Source organism: Neobacillus sp. 204 (assembly GCF_046562815.1).
GTDB lineage: Bacteria > Bacillota > Bacilli > Bacillales > Cytobacillaceae > Neobacillus.
Map to the genome: position 1 here is coordinate 316,886 of NZ_JBJORY010000003.1, position 18,475 is coordinate 335,360.

An 18,475-nucleotide genomic window follows, 5' to 3' on the forward strand; every position below is an offset into this window, starting at 1 on the left:
GATTACTGCCATTTTTCTTTTATTTAAATGATCTAGGCCCCGGTGTTAAAATTGATTTCATCTCCTTAAGAACGGTATCTTCATAGGCTTGTTTTTTACCATTAAGGATATCTTGGACTTTGACCGGCTGGCCGATTGTTGAAGACTCAAGTGCAGCAAAGACAACTCCTAGTGCCTCCAAGCCTCTTTCCGCACTTGAAATAGGTGCCTTATTTTCATTAATCGCTTCCCATAATTCCACATAGGAATGGGCGAATGGATGTTCAACGATATCCGGCGCAAACCGATCAATCAGTTCAGTCATCAGAATTTTTTTCCCATCTAGAAGAGTGACATGCTGACCAGGGCGAAGACATCCCTTACTTCCATAAATCCACACACCACCGGTCCCTTCACCATGTGCTGATGTTGCACACATCCAATGGCCGAGTCCGCCATTGGCAAACTTGAAGACCGTAACAGCCGTATCTTCTGCAGTAGGGTTCATGGTTACATACCCATTACTTAGTTCTTTTTCAAAAATTTCCGTATAGGCAAAAACCTCATCAATCGAACCATTGATTTCAGTAAAAAAGTGAGTTCGATGAACTCCATGATCATTGATCCAGCCCGCGCCTGCTTGACCTTTCATATGACGCCATGGTGTACCTGCGAAAAATCCGCGATTCAATGTAACAGTCGCATAATCGATAATGAAAGTTACACGCCCGATCAGACCTTCTTTTACTGCCCTGGCAACCGCAACATTTTCTGCCCCTAATACGCTGGGTTCAGATAACGTTATGACTCTATTATACTTTTTGGCATCAGCAATCATTTTCCGGCCAAAGGACGGTGAAATTGCCAACGGCTTTTGCATTTGTACATGTACCCCTGATGCAAAGCAATCTTCTGCTACTGTATGATGGAAATCATGATTGATCAGTACGGATACGGCATCTAATCGTTCTTTCGCTAACATCAAACGATAATCCGTATAGACGGAAGGGCGTTTCCCTAACCTTTTTTCAACCTCTAAAGCAAACTGTTCAGCTCTTTCCTGCTGAATATCACAAACCGCTGACAATTCAAATGTTTCCTGCCCGTTTCTCTTTAACGCTTCCAATCCTTCCACATGTGCAACCGAAATAACACCACAACCGATAAAACCTAGCTTCATGGAATTCACTCCTCTTAATAATTTTAATAACCTAAAGACTATTAATAAGTTTATCTTTAAAACTAATAACTTCCTCTTGAGTAGGCAGGGCAGACATGGCCCCTACTTTCGTGCAGACCATCGCTCCCACTTTATTACTAAAAGCAATGATTTTTTTTAGCTGTTCGAAGTCTTCTAACACTCTTTTTGGCTCGGCTTCTCTTGCTAACTGGTAAAGCGTTGCGCCTACGAATGCATCCCCGGCACCGGTAGAATCGATTGATTCAACTACTATACTAGGAACAGTTTCAATACGTTGGCCATTTGAGATCAATGTTCCTTCTTTCCCTAACGTGACTGCTACTGCTTTGGCTCCCATTTGATGAAGGGCAACAATTCCCTGTGTTAAATCATCGCTCCCCGAGATAAGCTTTATTTCCTCATCACTGACTTTGACAATATCAGCAATAGCGATTCCCTTATGCGCTAACGCTATAAAGTGGTCTCTTCTTCCCCTCCAAAGATCATGTCTAAAGTTAGGGTCAAATGAGATAAATTGACCTGCAGCCTTGGCTGCTTCCATCACACATATAGATAAGTGGTTTGAAATGGACCTTCTAATAGAGCGGTCGCAGAACCGAAATGGATAATAGGAGCTTCCGCAATTTTTTTTTGATTTAGATCGTTTTCCGTTAAGTAAGCATCTGCGCCGCGGCTAAAGACAAAATCCCTTTCCCCATTTGCCTTTAATGAAACGAATGCTAAGGTTGTTGGATGCTCATCATCCAGCAAAAGCATGGAGGTATCGACATTCGCTTCATCTAATGTTTTCTTTAAAAATTGCCCGAACGGATCATTGCCAACCTTGCCGCTAAAAAAAGCTCTGCCCCCCAATTTCACAATTGCAGCACAAACATTAGCAGGCGCTCCCCCTGCCTGTTTTTCAAAGCTTTGACCCTCGATTAAATCAATATCCACATCTGTACAGAAAAAATCAATTAACAATTCCCCGATACAAACAACTGATGAATTGGTATTCATTTATGATCAACCGTCCTTTTCATTTTGTTCGTTTAAAACCATTTACCCTGCAAAAACAAAGCTCTAACCTTAGATTAGAGCTTTGCCAAATAATAAAATTACTTACCCCAAATGGAATCCAATTCCGTTACAGTTAATGAGGACACCTTTGTGTAACCTTCCTCTGAAAACAACACCATTTGTTCATATGGCTGATTTGGAAAAATTAAGCTAGTAAATACAACCTTTCCATCATTCGCTAGTACCTCGATGGAGGAAGCATCCAAAAAGATTTGCAGTTTGATTCGGTTATTTTCCATTTTCACAGAAGCTTCTTGTACCGTCGGGAAGGATTCTGAAAAACTATTATCTCCAACATTCGTTCTGCCAATGGATAATAGTTCCTTTTCCACATCGTAACGAATCACGACCTTTTCATCATCAGAATTTTGAAAAACGAAACCAAAGGAATTAGACGTTTGTTCTTCAAATTCAATATTCATTTCATTTAATGGACTGAATAGGTTAAATAGCGCAGGCTGGTTTGACTCAATCGTTAGCTCTTGATACACTTCTGAACCGTTTCGAATCGAATCAATTTCCGAAACCACTTTTTGGAGTATACGTACTCCCGATTCGCTTGAGGTTAGCGATAATTCTCTTGGCAACGTCATAGCGCTTCGCCATTCTTCCGTTGGAACTTGATTCGCATAACGCCAGTTGCTCATCCAGCCGATGTAAATTCTTCTGCCATCTTCTGCTGGGATATCCGACCAGCTTACCCCTGCATAATTATCGCGGCCATAATCGAGCCAAAGAACGGTTTCATCCGGGTTATCATTCACAAACGTAGTGCCATCAAACTCCCCGATAAAATATTGGGTTCTTGATCCTTCTTTAAATTGAGGGTTGTCGCCAATGCTGACAAACATGACCCATTTTTGATTGGTTTCATCGCCATTGACTGGCAATCTGAACAAATCAGGGCATTCCCAAACACCGTCATGCGACCCGGCTTGCTTGCCAAATTCACTGGCAAACTCCCAATTTTTTAGGTTTTGTGAGGTATAAATCGTAACCCATTGTCCGGTCGCCAATACCATCACCCATTTATTTGTTTCGTTATGCCAAAACACTTTCGGATCACGATAATCAGTAATATTTACATCTGAAAGCACTGGATTACCTTCATACGTTACCCATGTCCTTCCATTGTCTTTACTATAAGCTAGACTTTGTCGTTGACGCGGCCGGTCAGACTCAGGGTAATTGTCAGCACTTGTAAAGATGGCAACTAACCCTGGTCCATCCTCAAAAAATCCTGTTGTGTTATTCCAATCGACTACCGCACTGCCTGAGAAAATCGTTCCGTGCTCATCTGGGTATAATGCAATTGGAAGATGTTCCCAATGGATTAAATCTTTACTAACTGCATGGCCCCAGTGCATTGGTCCCCAGGTAGTACCAAATGGGTGGTATTGGTAAAAAAGATGATACTCATCATTAAAAAAGACCATGCCATTCGGGTCGTTCATCCACTTTTCTTCTGGTGAAAAATGAAACTGCGGACGGTGCTTTTCTTTATATCGTTGTGTCATTATTTGTTGCTCCTTTTGATATTTAGATAGATGAAATATACCTATTATTTCGAAACAAGGCTGTACTTACTGCCTGTACTGTACAGCCTCAGCCAACCGTTTATTTTGTGTTCCTGTCGTATCCTGCTTGTTTAATCTTTAACCACTCTTGTAATCCTAAGCGATCTAATTCCTTTATATATCCATCCCATTCTTTTTCCACTTTTCCATTTTGAATCCATTCGGCCCGTTTTCTCATAACGAAAGCAAACATATCCGTTTCAATGGTTGTAAGTTTATCGCTATCTTCTAATGAGAAGAATACTCTTGGATAAATATTTTCTGCAGTCATATGAGGAGTCATAACATCCTTCATTAATCCTAATCTCCATGCAGCATCATCTGGTTTTGTGGTAACTTTTCCATAATACTCATCTAAAATCGCTAATGGTCCGCCGATATTTGTTTTTTGTCTTAATTCCACTGGCGCGGTTCCTTTTAAAGGTAAATGTTTTAGCATTCCTGCTGCTTCATCTAATTCAAAGATATTTTGTTGAGTTTTATCACCATACGTACCCCAGTTATCTTGAACAGATTGTTTTGGTTCATATAATTGATCAATCCATTTTGCAGTCAGTTCAATGTTCTTATCCGCACTAGTAATAACCATTCTTCCTCTATCAAAGCCCATACCATTGGTTCTGGCTACATTCACTTGGCCAGCTGGACCAGCAAGCGGCTTCATTAGGTCATATTTGTCATTCATTCCAGTAATATTGGCTTTATCCCAAGTGAAATATAAACCATAGCGATTATCTTTGCCTTTTGCTAAATACGTATTCCAATCTTGTTCAAACGCTTCAACATCGATTAGGCCTTCTTTATATAACTCATTGAGAAATTTAATACCTTCTTTATATCCTTTATCTGATGCTGTAAACGTAACTTTACCATCATTGCTTACAACCGTATGATCCCAGTTTTCACCAAGGCCAAACGATCCAAATAAGAATGCTAAGTCTTCCCCGCCTGCTTGCTTACCAATAAACGACATTGGGATTTCATCCGCTTTTCCGTTGCCATTTGGATCTTTTGTTTTAAAGGCAATCAATACTTGCTTTAATTCTTCTGTGTTTGTCGGCATTTTTAACCCTAATTTATTTAACCATTCCACATTGATCCATGGGAAATCATCAACCGAGTGAATACTCTCTTTCCCTGAACCTAACTCCTCAATCCATGGAAAAGAGTAAATATGTCCATCAGGAGCAGTCATCATTGCTTTATATTCAGGTGCTGCCTCCAAAACCTTTTGTAGGTTAGGCATGTACTTCTCTATTAAATCTTCCACAGGAACAATCGCACCATCTTTTGCAAGTTTTAATAGATCATGGTCATTAAAACCTGCATCGAGGATGGCATCCGGCAGATCGCCGCTCGCCATTGCCAGGTTTCTTTTTTCAATAAAAGCATCGGAGGTATAGTTTTTCCACTTAATATGAACACCCGACTGATCTTCCAAACGCTTATAAATTAATTTTTTATTAGGATCAGCCGGCGCTAATGGTGAGCTTTGGGTCATAAAATTCAATGTCACTTTTTCTTTTAAAGGAAATGTTACATCCTTTAGTTTGTACTCTTTTGATGATGCAGTTTCACTTTTGCTGCTGTTACTGCAGCCTGAAACTAGTAATATCGTAGCAAGTGATGCAGCCATAACTTTTTTTACATTTTTCATATCATTACCCTCCTAAATATTGTGTGTAAGCATTTAACAATAAAATCTATTAAATTAGCTCATTATTTCAATGAACCCACCATGACACCTTTTTCAAAGTACTTTTGGAAGAATGGATACATGATAATAAGCGGCAGACTAGAAATAACAATCGATGAATATTTGATCATTTCTGAAAGCTTTTTAAGTTCAGCCATAGCCTGCTGATCACTAATCATTCCTGGTCCAGTCTGATTTTGAATCAATATTGACCTCAAAACTAATTGTAATGGGTGCAATTTCGGATCCTCGAGATAAATCATCGCATCAAAATAAGAGTTCCATTGACCAACAAATGCATACATTGCTAGGACGAAAATGATAGGTTTGGAAAGTGGCATAACGATTTTAAAGAAGATTAATAGATCGGATGCTCCATCCACCTTTGCTGCTTCATGTAATTCATAAGGAATACTTTTAAAATAAGTCCTTGCTAGGATAATATTCCAAACATTCACGGCGCCCGGTATTAAAATCGCCCATGGGGTGTTTAACATTCCGAGGTCCTTTACAACCAGGTAGGTTGGGATAAGTCCACCTCCAAAGAAGATGGTGATAATAAATAGCGTCATAAAGAAATTTTTCCCGACAAAGCCATTTACCGATAATGGATAAGCAGCAAAAATACAAACCACAACGGTTATAACGGCAAATCCTACTGAATAAAGAATAGAATTGATAAAGCCATGGGCCATCGCATCATTGGATAAAATCAACTGATACCCTTTAAAACTCCAATCTGAAAAATTGAACGAAATCCCTTTATTTAATAACACCGTTGGATCCATGAATGACGCAAGAACGACATATACCAAGGGAACTAACACGATTAATACGGCTAAGCATAGAAAGATATTATTAAAGCCTAATATGATTCGGTCTATGCGGGTGTGCTTTATATTCATATCAAGACTCCTTTCTCGTTAATATAAACCTTCACCTTCGTTTAACTTCTTAACGATTTTATTAACTACGATTAACAAGATTACGTTAATGACTGAATTAAACAGGCCAACAGCTGTTGAATAAGCATAGTCGCCGGACTGTAAACCTACTTTATACACATAAGTTGGCAGAATTTCGGAAGAAGGCAAATTCATTGCGGTTTGCATTAAATATGCTTTTTCAAATCCAATCGACATAATCCCTCCAGCAGCCAGAATAAATGTTACTGCCATTAATGGTTTCAATGTCGGTAAATCGATGTGAATCATTCTTTGAAGAATATTTGCTCCATCAATCGTTGCTGCATTGTGTAATTCAGGGTCAACATTCGATAAAGCCGCTACGTAGATAATCGATGACCAGCCTGCCGCCTGCCAAATACCAGAGATAATATAAATTGATCGGAAATAATCTGGATTTGACATGAACATAAGCGGCTTTCCAGTTATGAAGCTAACCAGTTGATTGATAGGGCCTGTTGGTGATAAGAAAATAAACACCATACCAACAATTACAACCACAGAAATAAAATTTGGTGCATAGAGCACGAGTTGAATATTTTTTTTGATGGCCGCCCTTCGTAGTTGATTAAGCATCAATGAAAGGATGATAGGGACAGGGAACCCAACGATTAAGCCAAAAAAACTGAGTTTAAGCGTATTCATAAAAATGTCAGTAAAGTTAGGTGAAGATAAGAATTTGGTGAAATTATCAAATCCGACCCAATCACTTCCTAAAATCCCTTTGATGGTACTAAAATCTTTAAAGGCAATAATGGCTCCATACATCGGTATATATTTAAAAATGATTGTTAGAATAACAGCTGGAGCAATCAGCAAATAAAGATGATAGTTTTTCTTCATATATTCCAATTTGCCTGTCAGTTTCGAAGCTGCTTTCTTTTCCGCTTGGATCTGTACAACTGGTTCTTTTTGAACATTTACTAACTCTTGCAAGCTCTTAACCTCCTATCAAATAGCATTGTTTATATTGCTTTATCTGGTTTTAACTTTAGCAAATTTGGAAAAGGAGAGAGTTTAATTTCTTCGGAAATGGATGTTTAAAATTTTCGGCAGTTGAAAACGGTTCCATTTACTTTTAGGAAAATTAACAAAGTATTCACGCATTTCTTTTGTTTTTTTATTTATGATTAAGGTGGATTGTTAAAACATATGAGAGGAAGTGGGATATGCCTTTTAAAGCACGAACTGTCCCAGGTAAATTAATTATGCTAAGGATTTTAAACAAGAGAATGGATCAAACCGTTGAAGAGAAAAAGTACTATTTGTACCAAGAAAAAGGCTTTGAGGGTGAAGTTCAGTTTGATTTATTAACAGAAAGGATTCAGAGTGAGTGTTATTTTTTAATTAATTTGCTGTTGAGGGATATGTTGTTTTTATAAACCCCCGATTTACTTTATATCAAGCCCCCGTAAACGAACCCATAATTTATCCAACGCAGCTAGACGCACTTATGGAAAATTTAAATGCGCAACCGTCCAAACTAACAACCCAGCATAAAAAGATTGCTGAAAAACTAGTTTCGTTGCATCAGACGAAATCGCAATATTCCCAGGTACCAACTTTTAAGTATAGTCAGTTGAAAAAAGGGGTAACTTGTAAAGTATGCAGTTCGTTTTCGATGTTTATCCAAGGAAAGAAAATAGTTTGTGGTGATTGTGGGTTCGAAGAATTTGTTGAACCTGCTGTAATGCGGAATGTAGAGGAATTAAAACTTCTCTTTCCGAGTTTGAAAATTACTACAATTGTTGTTTATGAATGGTGTAGGGGTGCTGTGTCTAAAAAAACATTAAGCAGAATTTTAGCAAGAAACCTTAATAAAGTTGGAGTACGTCAATGGACTTTTTATGATAATGAATAATAATTCTGCTTTTGATGCTGGGTTTTGTCCTTCATTTCCAGTATGATAGACAAATCTCCAGGCCACTGGCGAGGTTTTGTCTTTCATTACCTTATAATAGACAGATTTAAAGAACACTGGAGGAAAGTTTTGTCGTTCGGAACCCTCATAATAAACAGACCATGGAACACTAGGGAGATTCCACGCAAAAAACTCTCCTAGTTCCTTAACTAGAAGAGGTGCTCTCAAAGAATATTATTCTATTGCCAAACGGGTCATGAATGCATAGTTCTTTGGTTTTCCATGGAGTTTCTTCGATGCCAGGACGGGCGTACTTATAATCCTTTGAAAGAAGCTGTAAATGAAATGACTCGATGTTCCCCACTTCAATCCTCACCGCTGCACCTGGACAGCAATCACCATGATGCTCAGAAAGATGAATGATACAATTTTGATAGGATATTTGCATATACAACGGTATATTTCCCTCAAATCGATGCTCCCAATCCAGCACAAATCCCAGAAAACTCAAGTAAAACTCTCTGGCTTTAGACTCATCAAATATTCGAAGGATTGGTGTGAGACTTTTCATGGTTATTTCAGGTTTATTCATTTAATCCCTCCCCCCATTTATTGAATTTCTTTAAGCCCTGCATTGATTTTTTCTACAGCTTCCTTCGCCGAAGTCTTAACATCCTTACCTCCGATTCCAACATCCTCAAATAATTTCCTTATTGCATCACTAACAACCGGATACGCAGGAGTAACCGGGCGGTTCCTTGAATATTTTTGCGTTTGCTGTAAAAAAATGTTCTTAGGATATTTGTTCAGCTCTGGAAAATCTTTTGCTACAGAGTATCTTGCAGGAACATCACCTGTTATGGTTACATACTTTTTCATTCCTTCATAACTTGTCACATATTTAATAAACTTCCAAGCTTCCTGTGGATGTTTTGATTTAGAAGTGATTCCAAGCGCCCATCCTCCATTTGGAACAAACTGATACTTATCCTTTGGCAGTGGCGTTACTCCAAAATCTTCTCCCAGCTTGAATTCAGGGTGATTTTTTTCCAAATCTGCAAGTGTCCATGAACCAAGCACAGTCATCGCAAGTTTACCTGACTCAAACGCAGCTGGGGGTAATTCAAATGCCGCAACAGCATTTTTATGATATAGATCTTGATAAAATTGAAGGGCATCTAACGCTTCTTTTGAATCTAAATATCCACTTGCCGTAGTTCCATCGGGGCTTAAAATATTAGCACCAAACTGCCAAAGGAGCGGAGTTTTAAAATAAGCAGGAGATTCTCCATCATTAAAACCCTGTGCCGGGTCAATACCGACCACATCTTTAGCAGGATTATTTACTTTTTTAGCAATCTCTAATACCTCATCCCATGTTAATGGGTTTTTGGGATCTTCAGATGGATAAGGGATACCGGCATCTTTAAATAAATGTCTATTGTAATATAAAGCAATACTTGACTCGACAATCGGTGCAAGGTAAATTTGACCCTTATAACTTAATCCTCGCAAGGTAGATGCAGGAATATCATCAATCTGCCCCTCCTTTCTCATAAATGGATCAATTGATAATAACGATCCGGTATTTGCATATAGAGCAAGCGTAGGACTGTCAATCGTCAAAATATCCGGAGGGTTTCCTGCAGCAAGTTCTGTCCGCAATCTTATTTCATAATCACTGTATGGAATCGACTTCATATTCACCGAGATATCGGGGTTTGCTTTTTCAAAAACAGAAACTAATTCTTCAAATGCTTTATTTTCAGCCGTATTTCCACTATTTCGCCAAAACGTCAACTCAGTTCGTTTGGAACTCTTTGGTTTTTCCGCTTTCTCTTTTTGGGTGCTACCAGAGAATGTATCAAAAGAGGACAACGCATATACTAAAATACCCAAAAGTATAATTGCAAAAATAGTGAACCATTTTTTCATCTACATTCCCTTTCTTTCTTGAAAACTTAAACATCTAAGGCATTACGGAATTCAACAGGGGTTTGTCCAAAGTGTTTTTTAAAAACAGTACTGAAATATCCAGAGTTAGAAAAGCCAACTAAGTTTGCTACATCAATGATTTTTAGTTGCTTATCTCCTAAAAACTCCCGGGCTTTGTCCATGCGTAAATTCACAAGATAATCACTAAAATTCTGCCCGACATAATTTTTAAAGGTTTCAGATAAATGAGCACTATTGATATGAAAGAGTTCTGATAATAAGGTAAGTGAAATTTCACTAGCGTAATGCTGGTCCAAATAGTGCCGAACACTATCCATGATTAATTTCCCGTTCGAAAAGCGTGCCGTACGTACTTTTCCAATAATTAATTGGGCTAATTGAAGGAGTTTTTCAAGCACTTTACTTTGCGAATTAAGTTCCCAGATACTTTGTTGGCAATTCCAAATCATTTTTTGAATATCTTTCGTTTCGATATCATATTTTTTTGCCAGCGACCCTAACAAAAATAACACTCGATTGGCAGCAAATGAAAAGGACAAAATCGATTGGTTTCCATTCCCTCGTAATAATAGTTGAATATTTTCCTTAAATGCCTCGAAATGAACATTTTCAATCGCATTTGTTAACTTTCTTTCAAAATCAGGTGAAAACTCAAATTCTTCTTCTTTGTTTATCGCCGCATCAATCACCTGTGATTGCGAGCCAAGTTGACTTTGACTCCAAGCAAGCAAACTGGAAATATAACCTGTCTTAAAGCTAGCTAGGCCCTTGACAACATTTCCGATTCCAATCACCGTTTCTAAACTCAACAACCTTTTCACATTCTGTTGTACCCTTTCAACCAAACTAGAAGGACTATTTATATCTATTCGTATTAGAAAATGAACCATATTAGCATAGCTTGGGTCGTAAAAAGAATAAGTTCCTTTATTCTCTTTTGAGATCTCTTTGCATAACATTTGGAAAGGAATCCAGAGCTCCTTTAATCGATTGGGGTTGCCAAAACTCTCTCTAATTTCCACGCTGACAAATTGGACGTCTGCGTTCTCATTTACAAGTTCCTCGAGTTGTAGCTGACGCAGTCTTTCGATGACGAAATTAAGCTGTAACCATTCCTCTTTAACTAAATAGAGCAAGTATTGTTCCTGCACTTCTTGGAGCTGGGTAATAACGAGTTGACGCATCTGAGCCGTTTCAACTTGTTTTCGCCGCTCTTCCACAATTTCTTTACGAATTTTTCGTAATGCTTCTACTAATTCATCTGGGGCTACCGGTTTTAACAGATAGTCTCTAACCCCTTCCTTCATGGAACCACGTACCAATTCAAAATCGGAATAACCCGATAATACGATCACTTTTACTCTTGGAAATTCCCGCTGACATCGTTTAGCTAATTCAAGGCCATCCATAATGGGCATCCTCATATCTGTAATGACCAAATCAATATCCACGCAACCAAGCAATTCAAGTGTGTTTTTCCCATTAGAAGCTTCGCCAACAATTTCAAAACCTTCTTCTTCCCAGTTCACTTTCATTCGTAAGCCTTTACGAATTTGAATTTCATCATCCGTGATTATGACCTTCATCATGTATATCACCTCTATCAAAATTTATACATAATGTAATCCTCGTGCCTACATTCTTTTCAGATTCAATCTGATAGGAAAAGCGTTCTCCGTAGTAAAGCTTTAATCGCCCAAGGACATTCTTTAAACCAATGCTGTTTCCTTTGCTCGCTAGGACACTAATCCTTTCATTCTTTGTTTCTTCACTCACTAAGTCTGATATCACTTCTTCAGACATGCCAATCCCCTTATCTTCTAAAACTATAATTATTTGATTATTCACTTTTTTTGTTTCAATAAAAATTTCAGCCTTTGTCTTTTCTTTAAAACTATATTTGACGGCATTTTCTACGAGCGGTTGGAGGATGAATTTAATAATAGAGAGATTTCTTGTCTCCGGATCCTCTATAATATCAATCGTGAGGGCATCCTCATATCTCACCTTTAAAATGTCGGTGTAGCTGCGAATATAGCTGATTTCTTCACCTAATCTCACGACGTCATTTTGTGTATTCAATGAATACCTCATCATCCGGCCTAAGTAGATACTTACATTCATCACCTCTTTATTCTTCCCCTGAACAGCTAATCCTCCAATGATTTCAAGTGTATTGTTCAAAAAGTGAGGATTGATTTGCAGTAATAAGGCTTTGTATTCCGCATCTTTTCGACGGATGTTAGCTTCATATTCTATTTCAATTAAATGCTTCAATTGATCGACGGTATGGTCGAATACTTTAATCACATAACCAACTTCATCATTAGACGATTTAATGGTTGGCATAAAGCGTTTTGCACCTAAAAAATCCCCATGCTCGATAAATTTCATCGCTTTTGCTAGTTTTCCTAAAGGGCTTACGATATTGGAAGAGAGCATGAACGACGCAAAGATTGTTATTAAAAACACAATCGCACTAGTAATAAGTAAGTTTCGCTGTAGAATAATAACTTTTGAGAATAAGTCAGACTTGGTCACTTCACTGACAAGAATCCAATCACCAACTGATAACTTTTGAAAAAAAACAAAGTATTTGTCTCCCTGATAATCAGTTTCTAATAACCCTTTTTGTTTTGTATTATTCTTTATTTTACTTAAACTATTTTTTAATACTCTTTTTGGGGTATCGATCTTCCCCTCTAATACATTTGCTCCCTGCTGATCCAATAAATAAGCATGTCCATTTTTTCCGATCGTGATTTTTCGTAAAGCTGTTTCAAGCAAAGATGAAGGGAAATTAACCTTTATAAATCCGTATGAAACAACCGTATTCAAATCAACGAGGGGCAAAATAAAACTATTACTATTTCCTTGTGCTGGCATATATGGATCAATATGTGATTTTACAAATCGTTGTTCATTGATCGTAAAGTCTTTAAACCAATCTAGGTTGTGTAAGTTGGGGTTATTGCCCCATGCCCCCTCACCATTATTCAGAACGACTGAGATGGACATACCATTTGAATTGTTCACCATCATTGATGATAACATCATTTTCAGTTGATTCTTCTGTAACAAGCTCTGTTCTTTCGGTATATTTGCATCCTTTTTTTCTAACTTTAACCACTGCTGAGTCGTTTGATTGACAAGGACCTGTTTTCCTAAATCCTCCGCCTGCGTTGTAATCGAGTCAATATAGAGCGAGTACTGATCCATTGCTTCTATTGTTAACTCCTGGGTCTGATCTTCAATAATGGATGTAAACCAGCTCGGGATTATCATCGACAAAATGATTAATGGAATTGTTAACAAACAAGTAAAAATAATAAATAGGCGATTGCGTAAGGAAAAAAACATGGTATCCCCCCAAACAAAAAAGAAAACCCTTACATTCAAAGGCTCAATCAATAAGTTTTGACTATTAGTATCTATTCAATTTAACATATCCCCTATCAACTTACCACGTGATATTAAATTCCAAATAAATAAGCAGAAGCCGGATTCCTGCTCTGCTTATTTTTGATTCATAAAGGCCTAATATTGAAGGCAACAAGTACTTCGATGACTACTTCAAGGCTTTTTGTGATTTAAATCACTTTAAATCACAAAATACATAAGTTTCCATTCTCCATGATCCTAAGTAACGAATCGGAGCTCCACTCCTATAAAGGGGCCACTAACTCCACTTTAATCCGATCGGGATCTTCAAAAAAAACAGCGTAATGAGCATCCCCGCCTGCATATGGATGTTTATCCTGGTAAAGAATGTTTATCCCTTTTTCCTTCAATTGTAATGTTATTTGATTGACCTGTTCTCTTGATACAGCATGAAAAGCAAGATGGTTTAAGCCAACTCGTGAGCGATGGTAAGGAACGTTCAAAAATCTTTCTTCCGTCTGGACAAAAACAAGATAGGTTTCCCCATGTTTCCAACTGATGCCAGAATCCCATTTTTGGTAAGGCTCATATCCTAACTCCGTTAAAAACCAATCCCATAATTCAATAGATTTACTGAGGTTGGAAACATAGATTTCTAAATGGTGCAGCATCGCTTTTATCTCCTTATCAACTTACCTGGTTTTTCCTAATTCCTCTATAAACGCTGGCCGGCGCTTATACTTTTCTCTTAATTCACCAATTAGCTTATGTGACTGGATTGTTCCACAGGCATTTTTGTAGGTTTTAATAATGGAACAAACCGTACGATATTTTTTTCGATCCGTTGCCTCCTCGGCAGCGTACTCAATATATTTAATAAACAGGTCATTTACTTTTTCTAAATAATCTTTAATTAAATATGGATAAAGATCCGTTATAGACGAAATATGACTCTGGCAATAGGTTAAAAGCTCGGTTGTCAAATTTTCCTCCTTTAATATTGAGAGGTACACCGAGGGCTGATATTTCATCTGTTTAAAATCATCAACAAGCTTTTTCAAAGCACGATCCCATTCGCTTGCTGCATATAATTCTTTTAGTTTTAAGTAATAGGTAAATTCATTTTTAAATAACAATTCTCTGGCTAACTGCTTTTGTTGTTCGATATCTCCAAGCAATTCATAGGCTTGGTATCGATATTCCTGCCACTTATGAATAAGGCCTCGATTCCTTGTCCACTTCTTCCCCATCCAAACAAAGTTGAAGCATTTTCTTGTAGTCGCCATTTCCTAGTTCAATAGCGATTGCCTTTTCACGAAATTCACTATGGTTAATATTCTCGTAGATAAATTTCTCAGCAGCATCTGCCCCATCACATCTTTCAATGATTTCAAGTTGAAGCAATTTAATTTGTTTTTTTTCATATCTATCACTCCACGATGATTCTGTCCTCGACAGGAAGGATTCCAGCTGTTTTTCTAGCTTTTTTCTCAAGTCCTTACTAGGAGAATAATAGGTGCAAATTTTTATTAGATCATAACGCCAATCACTCCAGCCTTCATAATGTACTTTTATGGCTTCTTTCATAATTGCGTCAAAAAGACGCTTCTTCTCTTTTTCATTCAAATAAGGCAGACTGGTAATAACTGCTTCATCAATCGTTCGTGTCGCCCAATTCATAACATCACCGATAGATCCATTGGAGTCGTCAGCAAATTGGAGCATTTTTACAACTGGTGGCATAACAACGAGTGATAATAAAACTGCACTCTCCCATTCACCTTTCTCTACTTTTTCCCGTGCTTTTTGGAGAGTCAATTCTGCACCTTGTAATGCTGGCCAACGTGACGCCAATCGATGAATCCTTTCCTTTTCGCACTATTGATAGATTCCGTAATTAGCTTTTTGGCTGATGAAACTTCGTCCTTTTGAGAAGAGTATTTAAAAAGTAACTGTTTTTCAATCTCAGGATAATCTTCTGATAGGTCAAGAATTATCCTAATTAATTCTTCTTTATTTTGATTGGATAGGATGGTAGATAAATCGATTTCGTTCGACTGTGAGGTAGTGTTCGGATTAGATGGACTCATGTTCTTCACCCCGTGTTAATAATTTATTCCAATTGTATCATTTTCCCGTTCATGTGAGCCTATTAATATGGCTCTTAATGTATAAAAAACGCCGATAACCACAATGGTTATCGACGTAGATGAAACTATGGAGATGCAATTTTTTTTGGTTCCTTAGTTCTTTTCCTGAGCCTTGATTTGATTCATAAGTAACACGGCTTCTACTGAGGTCCACTCTTGTTTAAAATCGGTCAAAATTTTCCCCAACAATGGCAGAGCTTCATTGCTTCTTCCAGCCTCCATTAATATCTTTGCTTTACCAAGCAGCAGCTCATCCCTATATGGTGAAAAGACATAGTGTTTACTAGTTTGGGAAAGAAAGTAATCGTAAAGGAAGAGAATGTTCTCCTGCTCATTCAATCTTTGCTTTGATTCGATTAGAAAGAACAAGGCATCATCTGAAAAATATTCGTTTGGCTGCAAGGATTGACTCTTTTCCATTTGTGCTGCGGCCATTTTGTAATCCTTCTTTCTAAACGCTGCTAACCCGTTTCTATAGCTGCTTAAACCAGATATTGTAGAAGATTTTATCCGATCAGCAAGACTTTTGGCGTTATTGAGCACCTGCTTCTTATCCTGTCCTCCGCTCTGTTGATCTTTTGAAACAGCTATTTCTTTCTCAATTGTCTCTGTGTTTTGTACACTTCCATTTTGTTGAATTACAGGCTTTGCTTCATTTATTTCTTTTTGTTGGCTAAAAACCCGGAAACCAACACCTCCAATCAATAATGAAGCGACCAAACTAGAACCTATAAACTGACGCTTGGACCAGCTTTTCTTGAAAGACATTTTCCGCTTACCAACTGGTTCACTTATCGGGTGATCTTCTAACATTTTTACCAAATTACGATTAACTGAACTGTTTTTCACATAAAGCGGAAATTGGTTTAGTTCTTGAGGTACACTTTCTGTTTCTCCAATAACAATTAGTGACAATAAATAGCCATGGTAGAAATCAACCGGTAAAGGGAGTTCCGTTTGAAATGGAAGAAGACTATGAAGAATATTTTTTGCCAAATGCAGTTCCCCGGCCTGAACAAAATGAAGTGCCTGATTGTATTTCTGATAAAGTTCATCATAGAGAGGAAGTTTCTCCTCAACCATTTGTTTATAGCTTAAAAGATTGTCCGTTTTTAGGTTTTCCCATTGTTTCAATGCTTGATACGGGGACCCCGATAGCACATAAAGTAACCCTAGCACCCAGCTAGCTTCGGTACATAAGGGATAATCCTTAACAATCGATTCTAGAATAATGGCAGACTCTTCATACCGCTCCGCTTGTAAATATTGAATGGCTAGTCTATACGATTGAACCTCCATCTGACGACCTCTAAACCAAATGAATAAACTTGTCTAATTTGAACATTCCTGAATTGAAACCATTTGAAAACATTTTATAAGTCCCCCTCAATTCTTAATAAATGGTGATGACTTTCGCTTCACGGATTAGTCTTCCTGTGTCTTTATGACGGAAACCACGTTCGTGAACTCCAAATACTTGGAACTTTTGTAATTCAGCTTGGAAACTCTCCGGAATTGTTCCAATACTTGTCATGATTTCACCATTCATAAATTCACCTAATGATTTAATTTCCTCAATTCCATAGGAATCTAATAACTGGAGGTAGTCGTTAATAACTACTTCTATTTGTTCCCCCCAATCTTTGAGATTCATTTTTATAGCTGATTGATAGATTAAATCCATTGCATCGACGGCCTGGATCGTCAAATTGATGAGTTCATTCACATCCTGTTGCATGTCTTTAGCTATCTTTTCAGATTCGAAAGACATTTTCGTGATTGGCTTTAATTCTTGGAGCATTTTTTTAAACTCTTGAATGTACGGACTTTCCATGGTCACCATTCGTATCCCTCCGAATTTTTGGTTCTAATCAATGTTTTCTTTATCCTTTTTTAACTGTCATTTTGATATATATGATGTACATCCCTTATCTTTTCTCGATTTCAATGAAAAAAAGCAACACCTTATGTTAACAGCACAAACTGACTGTTTCACATAAGGTGTCACTTATGAAATAAGGACTTAGGTTTTTTTCGCAATTGATTGACTAGGTTCTGAAATCCGTACATGACCACTGATTTACTCATAAATAAAATAACCATTTGGTATGGTCTTAATCTAACAAGCGAGGCAATTCCCAGCTTTTTCAAAATAAACATCCCTGGATAAGCAAAAAGAGTATCCAAAAATAAATTTAAATAGAGGTAACGTATAAAGTTACCAAATGTGAATTTTAAAATCCATAATGAACCGACAAAAAACGGACCCAACATGAATGGCATTTCACCAATTACATTAGGAATGATCTTTTCATAAATTCGCCACCATACTCTTTTCTTTGCAAAAATACTTTCAACAGCTACCCAGACAATAATAAATAGAGCCCCTGGATAAAAACGCTTGATGGTTTGTCTCCTTATGAACGGCAGCGACAACCAAGGCAGTATCATCATAACGAGTAAAATCATTTTATTTTTTCTCATCAATATGACATTCCTTTTTCTTAATAGAATGCGCAAATTGGAAAAATTTATTTATGATTTTATAAAAATATTTTTTTCTTTAAATTGGAATTACATATGAAAGCTATTTTGACCAACTATTTACCATTTGTGTTAATATTATGTAGAGAATGATGTCATGAGAGTT

Annotated in this window: 18 protein-coding genes and 1 pseudogene; 2 read left to right on the forward strand and 17 right to left on the reverse strand. The window is 37.5% G+C overall.

The window, feature by feature from the left end; all coding sequences use genetic code 11:
• Window positions 1–19 precede the first annotated feature (19 nt).
• The 6 genes and pseudogenes from ACJ004_RS08695 to ACJ004_RS08720 all read right to left on the reverse strand — a co-directional run bounded on the left by ACJ004_RS08695 (window position 20) and on the right by ACJ004_RS08720 (window position 7,371).
• Window positions 20–1,159: a Gfo/Idh/MocA family protein gene (locus ACJ004_RS08695; RefSeq protein ID WP_410892513.1), complete on the reverse strand. Its 1,140-nt coding sequence runs from the start codon at window positions 1,157–1,159 to the stop codon at window positions 20–22.
• Between the two features lie 31 nt (window positions 1,160–1,190).
• Window positions 1,191–2,179 (reverse strand): annotated as a pseudogene (locus ACJ004_RS08700) (carbohydrate kinase family protein).
• 98 nt (window positions 2,180–2,277) lie between these two features.
• Window positions 2,278–3,756: a glycoside hydrolase family 32 protein gene (locus ACJ004_RS08705; protein ID WP_410892514.1), complete on the reverse strand. Its 1,479-nt coding sequence runs from the start codon at window positions 3,754–3,756 to the stop codon at window positions 2,278–2,280.
• Between the two features lie 100 nt (window positions 3,757–3,856).
• The gene (locus ACJ004_RS08710) at window positions 3,857–5,473 is read right to left on the reverse strand and encodes an ABC transporter substrate-binding protein (RefSeq protein WP_410892515.1); all 1,617 of its coding nucleotides are present in this window, start codon (window positions 5,471–5,473) and stop codon (window positions 3,857–3,859) included.
• A gap of 62 nt (window positions 5,474–5,535) precedes the next feature.
• Entirely contained in the window at window positions 5,536–6,417 is an 882-nt protein-coding gene (locus ACJ004_RS08715; RefSeq protein ID WP_410892516.1) for a carbohydrate ABC transporter permease, read from the reverse strand.
• An 18-nt stretch (window positions 6,418–6,435) separates the two neighbouring features.
• Window positions 6,436–7,371 (reverse strand): ABC transporter permease, encoded by a 936-nt coding sequence (locus tag ACJ004_RS08720; RefSeq protein WP_410892652.1) that lies wholly within the window; start codon window positions 7,369–7,371, stop codon window positions 6,436–6,438.
• Window positions 7,372–7,646: 275 nt separating this feature from the next.
• Here ACJ004_RS08720 and ACJ004_RS08725 point away from each other — a divergent pair, with 275 nt between their 5' ends.
• On the forward strand, window positions 7,647–7,859 hold the full coding sequence (locus ACJ004_RS08725) for a hypothetical protein (protein WP_410892517.1): 213 nt from the start codon (window positions 7,647–7,649) through the stop codon (window positions 7,857–7,859).
• 71 nt (window positions 7,860–7,930) lie between these two features.
• Window positions 7,931–8,338 (forward strand): DUF6671 family protein, encoded by a 408-nt coding sequence (locus tag ACJ004_RS08730; RefSeq protein ID WP_410892518.1) that lies wholly within the window; start codon window positions 7,931–7,933, stop codon window positions 8,336–8,338.
• A gap of 205 nt (window positions 8,339–8,543) precedes the next feature.
• Here ACJ004_RS08730 and ACJ004_RS08735 read toward each other — a convergent pair whose 3' ends face one another.
• The 11 genes from ACJ004_RS08735 to ACJ004_RS08785 form a co-directional block, all read right to left on the reverse strand.
• Window positions 8,544–8,930 carry a glyoxalase superfamily protein gene (locus ACJ004_RS08735; RefSeq protein WP_410892519.1) on the reverse strand — a complete coding sequence of 129 codons (387 nt, stop codon included), beginning with the start codon at window positions 8,928–8,930 and terminating at the stop codon, window positions 8,544–8,546.
• Window positions 8,931–8,947: 17 nt separating this feature from the next.
• The gene (locus ACJ004_RS08740; protein WP_410892520.1) at window positions 8,948–10,273 is read right to left on the reverse strand and encodes an ABC transporter substrate-binding protein; all 1,326 of its coding nucleotides are present in this window, start codon (window positions 10,271–10,273) and stop codon (window positions 8,948–8,950) included.
• Window positions 10,274–10,299: 26 nt separating this feature from the next.
• Window positions 10,300–11,880, reverse strand: a complete 1,581-nt coding sequence (locus tag ACJ004_RS08745; protein ID WP_410892521.1) for a response regulator transcription factor — start codon at window positions 11,878–11,880, stop codon at window positions 10,300–10,302.
• The gene (locus ACJ004_RS08750) at window positions 11,858–13,654 is read right to left on the reverse strand and encodes a histidine kinase (protein ID WP_410892522.1); all 1,797 of its coding nucleotides are present in this window, start codon (window positions 13,652–13,654) and stop codon (window positions 11,858–11,860) included. The genes ACJ004_RS08745 and ACJ004_RS08750 overlap by 23 nt, the downstream gene beginning before the upstream one ends.
• Before the next feature lie 305 nt (window positions 13,655–13,959).
• Window positions 13,960–14,346 carry a VOC family protein gene (locus ACJ004_RS08755; RefSeq protein ID WP_410892523.1) on the reverse strand — a complete coding sequence of 129 codons (387 nt, stop codon included), beginning with the start codon at window positions 14,344–14,346 and terminating at the stop codon, window positions 13,960–13,962.
• 21 nt (window positions 14,347–14,367) lie between these two features.
• Entirely contained in the window at window positions 14,368–14,925 is a 558-nt protein-coding gene (locus ACJ004_RS08760; protein ID WP_410892524.1) for a hypothetical protein, read from the reverse strand.
• The gene (locus tag ACJ004_RS08765) at window positions 14,885–15,529 is read right to left on the reverse strand and encodes a hypothetical protein (protein ID WP_410892525.1); all 645 of its coding nucleotides are present in this window, start codon (window positions 15,527–15,529) and stop codon (window positions 14,885–14,887) included. The genes ACJ004_RS08760 and ACJ004_RS08765 overlap by 41 nt, the downstream gene beginning before the upstream one ends.
• Window positions 15,490–15,765 carry a hypothetical protein gene (locus ACJ004_RS08770; RefSeq protein ID WP_410892526.1) on the reverse strand — a complete coding sequence of 92 codons (276 nt, stop codon included), beginning with the start codon at window positions 15,763–15,765 and terminating at the stop codon, window positions 15,490–15,492. Before ACJ004_RS08770 ends, ACJ004_RS08765 begins: the two co-directional genes overlap by 40 nt.
• 153 nt (window positions 15,766–15,918) lie before the next feature.
• Complete coding sequence (locus tag ACJ004_RS08775) at window positions 15,919–17,124, reverse strand: tetratricopeptide repeat protein (protein WP_410892527.1); 1,206 nt, start codon at window positions 17,122–17,124, stop codon at window positions 15,919–15,921.
• A 94-nt stretch (window positions 17,125–17,218) separates the two neighbouring features.
• On the reverse strand, window positions 17,219–17,668 hold the full coding sequence (grpE, locus tag ACJ004_RS08780; protein WP_410892528.1) for a nucleotide exchange factor GrpE: 450 nt from the start codon (window positions 17,666–17,668) through the stop codon (window positions 17,219–17,221).
• Window positions 17,669–17,829: 161 nt separating this feature from the next.
• Window positions 17,830–18,309: a hypothetical protein gene (locus tag ACJ004_RS08785; RefSeq protein ID WP_410892529.1), complete on the reverse strand. Its 480-nt coding sequence runs from the start codon at window positions 18,307–18,309 to the stop codon at window positions 17,830–17,832.
• Window positions 18,310–18,475: the final 166 nt, after the last annotated feature.

What these genes read in the sequence shown, in the direction of transcription:
- ACJ004_RS08695 (WP_410892513.1), bottom strand. Translation starts at nt 1,159, where the DNA reads ATGAAGCTAGGTTTTATCGGTTGTGGTGTTATTTCGGTTGCACATGTG.
- ACJ004_RS08705 (WP_410892514.1), bottom strand. Translation starts at nt 3,756, where the DNA reads ATGACACAACGATATAAAGAAAAGCACCGTCCGCAGTTTCATTTTTCA.
- ACJ004_RS08710 (WP_410892515.1), bottom strand. Translation starts at nt 5,473, where the DNA reads ATGAAAAATGTAAAAAAAGTTATGGCTGCATCACTTGCTACGATATTA.
- ACJ004_RS08715 (WP_410892516.1), bottom strand. Translation starts at nt 6,417, where the DNA reads ATGAATATAAAGCACACCCGCATAGACCGAATCATATTAGGCTTTAAT.
- ACJ004_RS08725 (WP_410892517.1), top strand. Translation starts at nt 7,647, where the DNA reads ATGCCTTTTAAAGCACGAACTGTCCCAGGTAAATTAATTATGCTAAGG.
- ACJ004_RS08730 (WP_410892518.1), top strand. Translation starts at nt 7,931, where the DNA reads ATGGAAAATTTAAATGCGCAACCGTCCAAACTAACAACCCAGCATAAA.
- ACJ004_RS08735 (WP_410892519.1), bottom strand. Translation starts at nt 8,930, where the DNA reads ATGAATAAACCTGAAATAACCATGAAAAGTCTCACACCAATCCTTCGA.
- ACJ004_RS08740 (WP_410892520.1), bottom strand. Translation starts at nt 10,273, where the DNA reads ATGAAAAAATGGTTCACTATTTTTGCAATTATACTTTTGGGTATTTTA.
- ACJ004_RS08745 (WP_410892521.1), bottom strand. Translation starts at nt 11,880, where the DNA reads ATGAAGGTCATAATCACGGATGATGAAATTCAAATTCGTAAAGGCTTA.
- ACJ004_RS08750 (WP_410892522.1), bottom strand. Translation starts at nt 13,654, where the DNA reads ATGTTTTTTTCCTTACGCAATCGCCTATTTATTATTTTTACTTGTTTG.
- ACJ004_RS08755 (WP_410892523.1), bottom strand. Translation starts at nt 14,346, where the DNA reads ATGCTGCACCATTTAGAAATCTATGTTTCCAACCTCAGTAAATCTATT.
- ACJ004_RS08760 (WP_410892524.1), bottom strand. Translation starts at nt 14,925, where the DNA reads ATGGGGAAGAAGTGGACAAGGAATCGAGGCCTTATTCATAAGTGGCAG.
- ACJ004_RS08770 (WP_410892526.1), bottom strand. Translation starts at nt 15,765, where the DNA reads ATGAGTCCATCTAATCCGAACACTACCTCACAGTCGAACGAAATCGAT.
- ACJ004_RS08775 (WP_410892527.1), bottom strand. Translation starts at nt 17,124, where the DNA reads ATGGAGGTTCAATCGTATAGACTAGCCATTCAATATTTACAAGCGGAG.
- grpE (WP_410892528.1), bottom strand. Translation starts at nt 17,668, where the DNA reads ATGGTGACCATGGAAAGTCCGTACATTCAAGAGTTTAAAAAAATGCTC.
- ACJ004_RS08785 (WP_410892529.1), bottom strand. Translation starts at nt 18,309, where the DNA reads ATGAGAAAAAATAAAATGATTTTACTCGTTATGATGATACTGCCTTGG.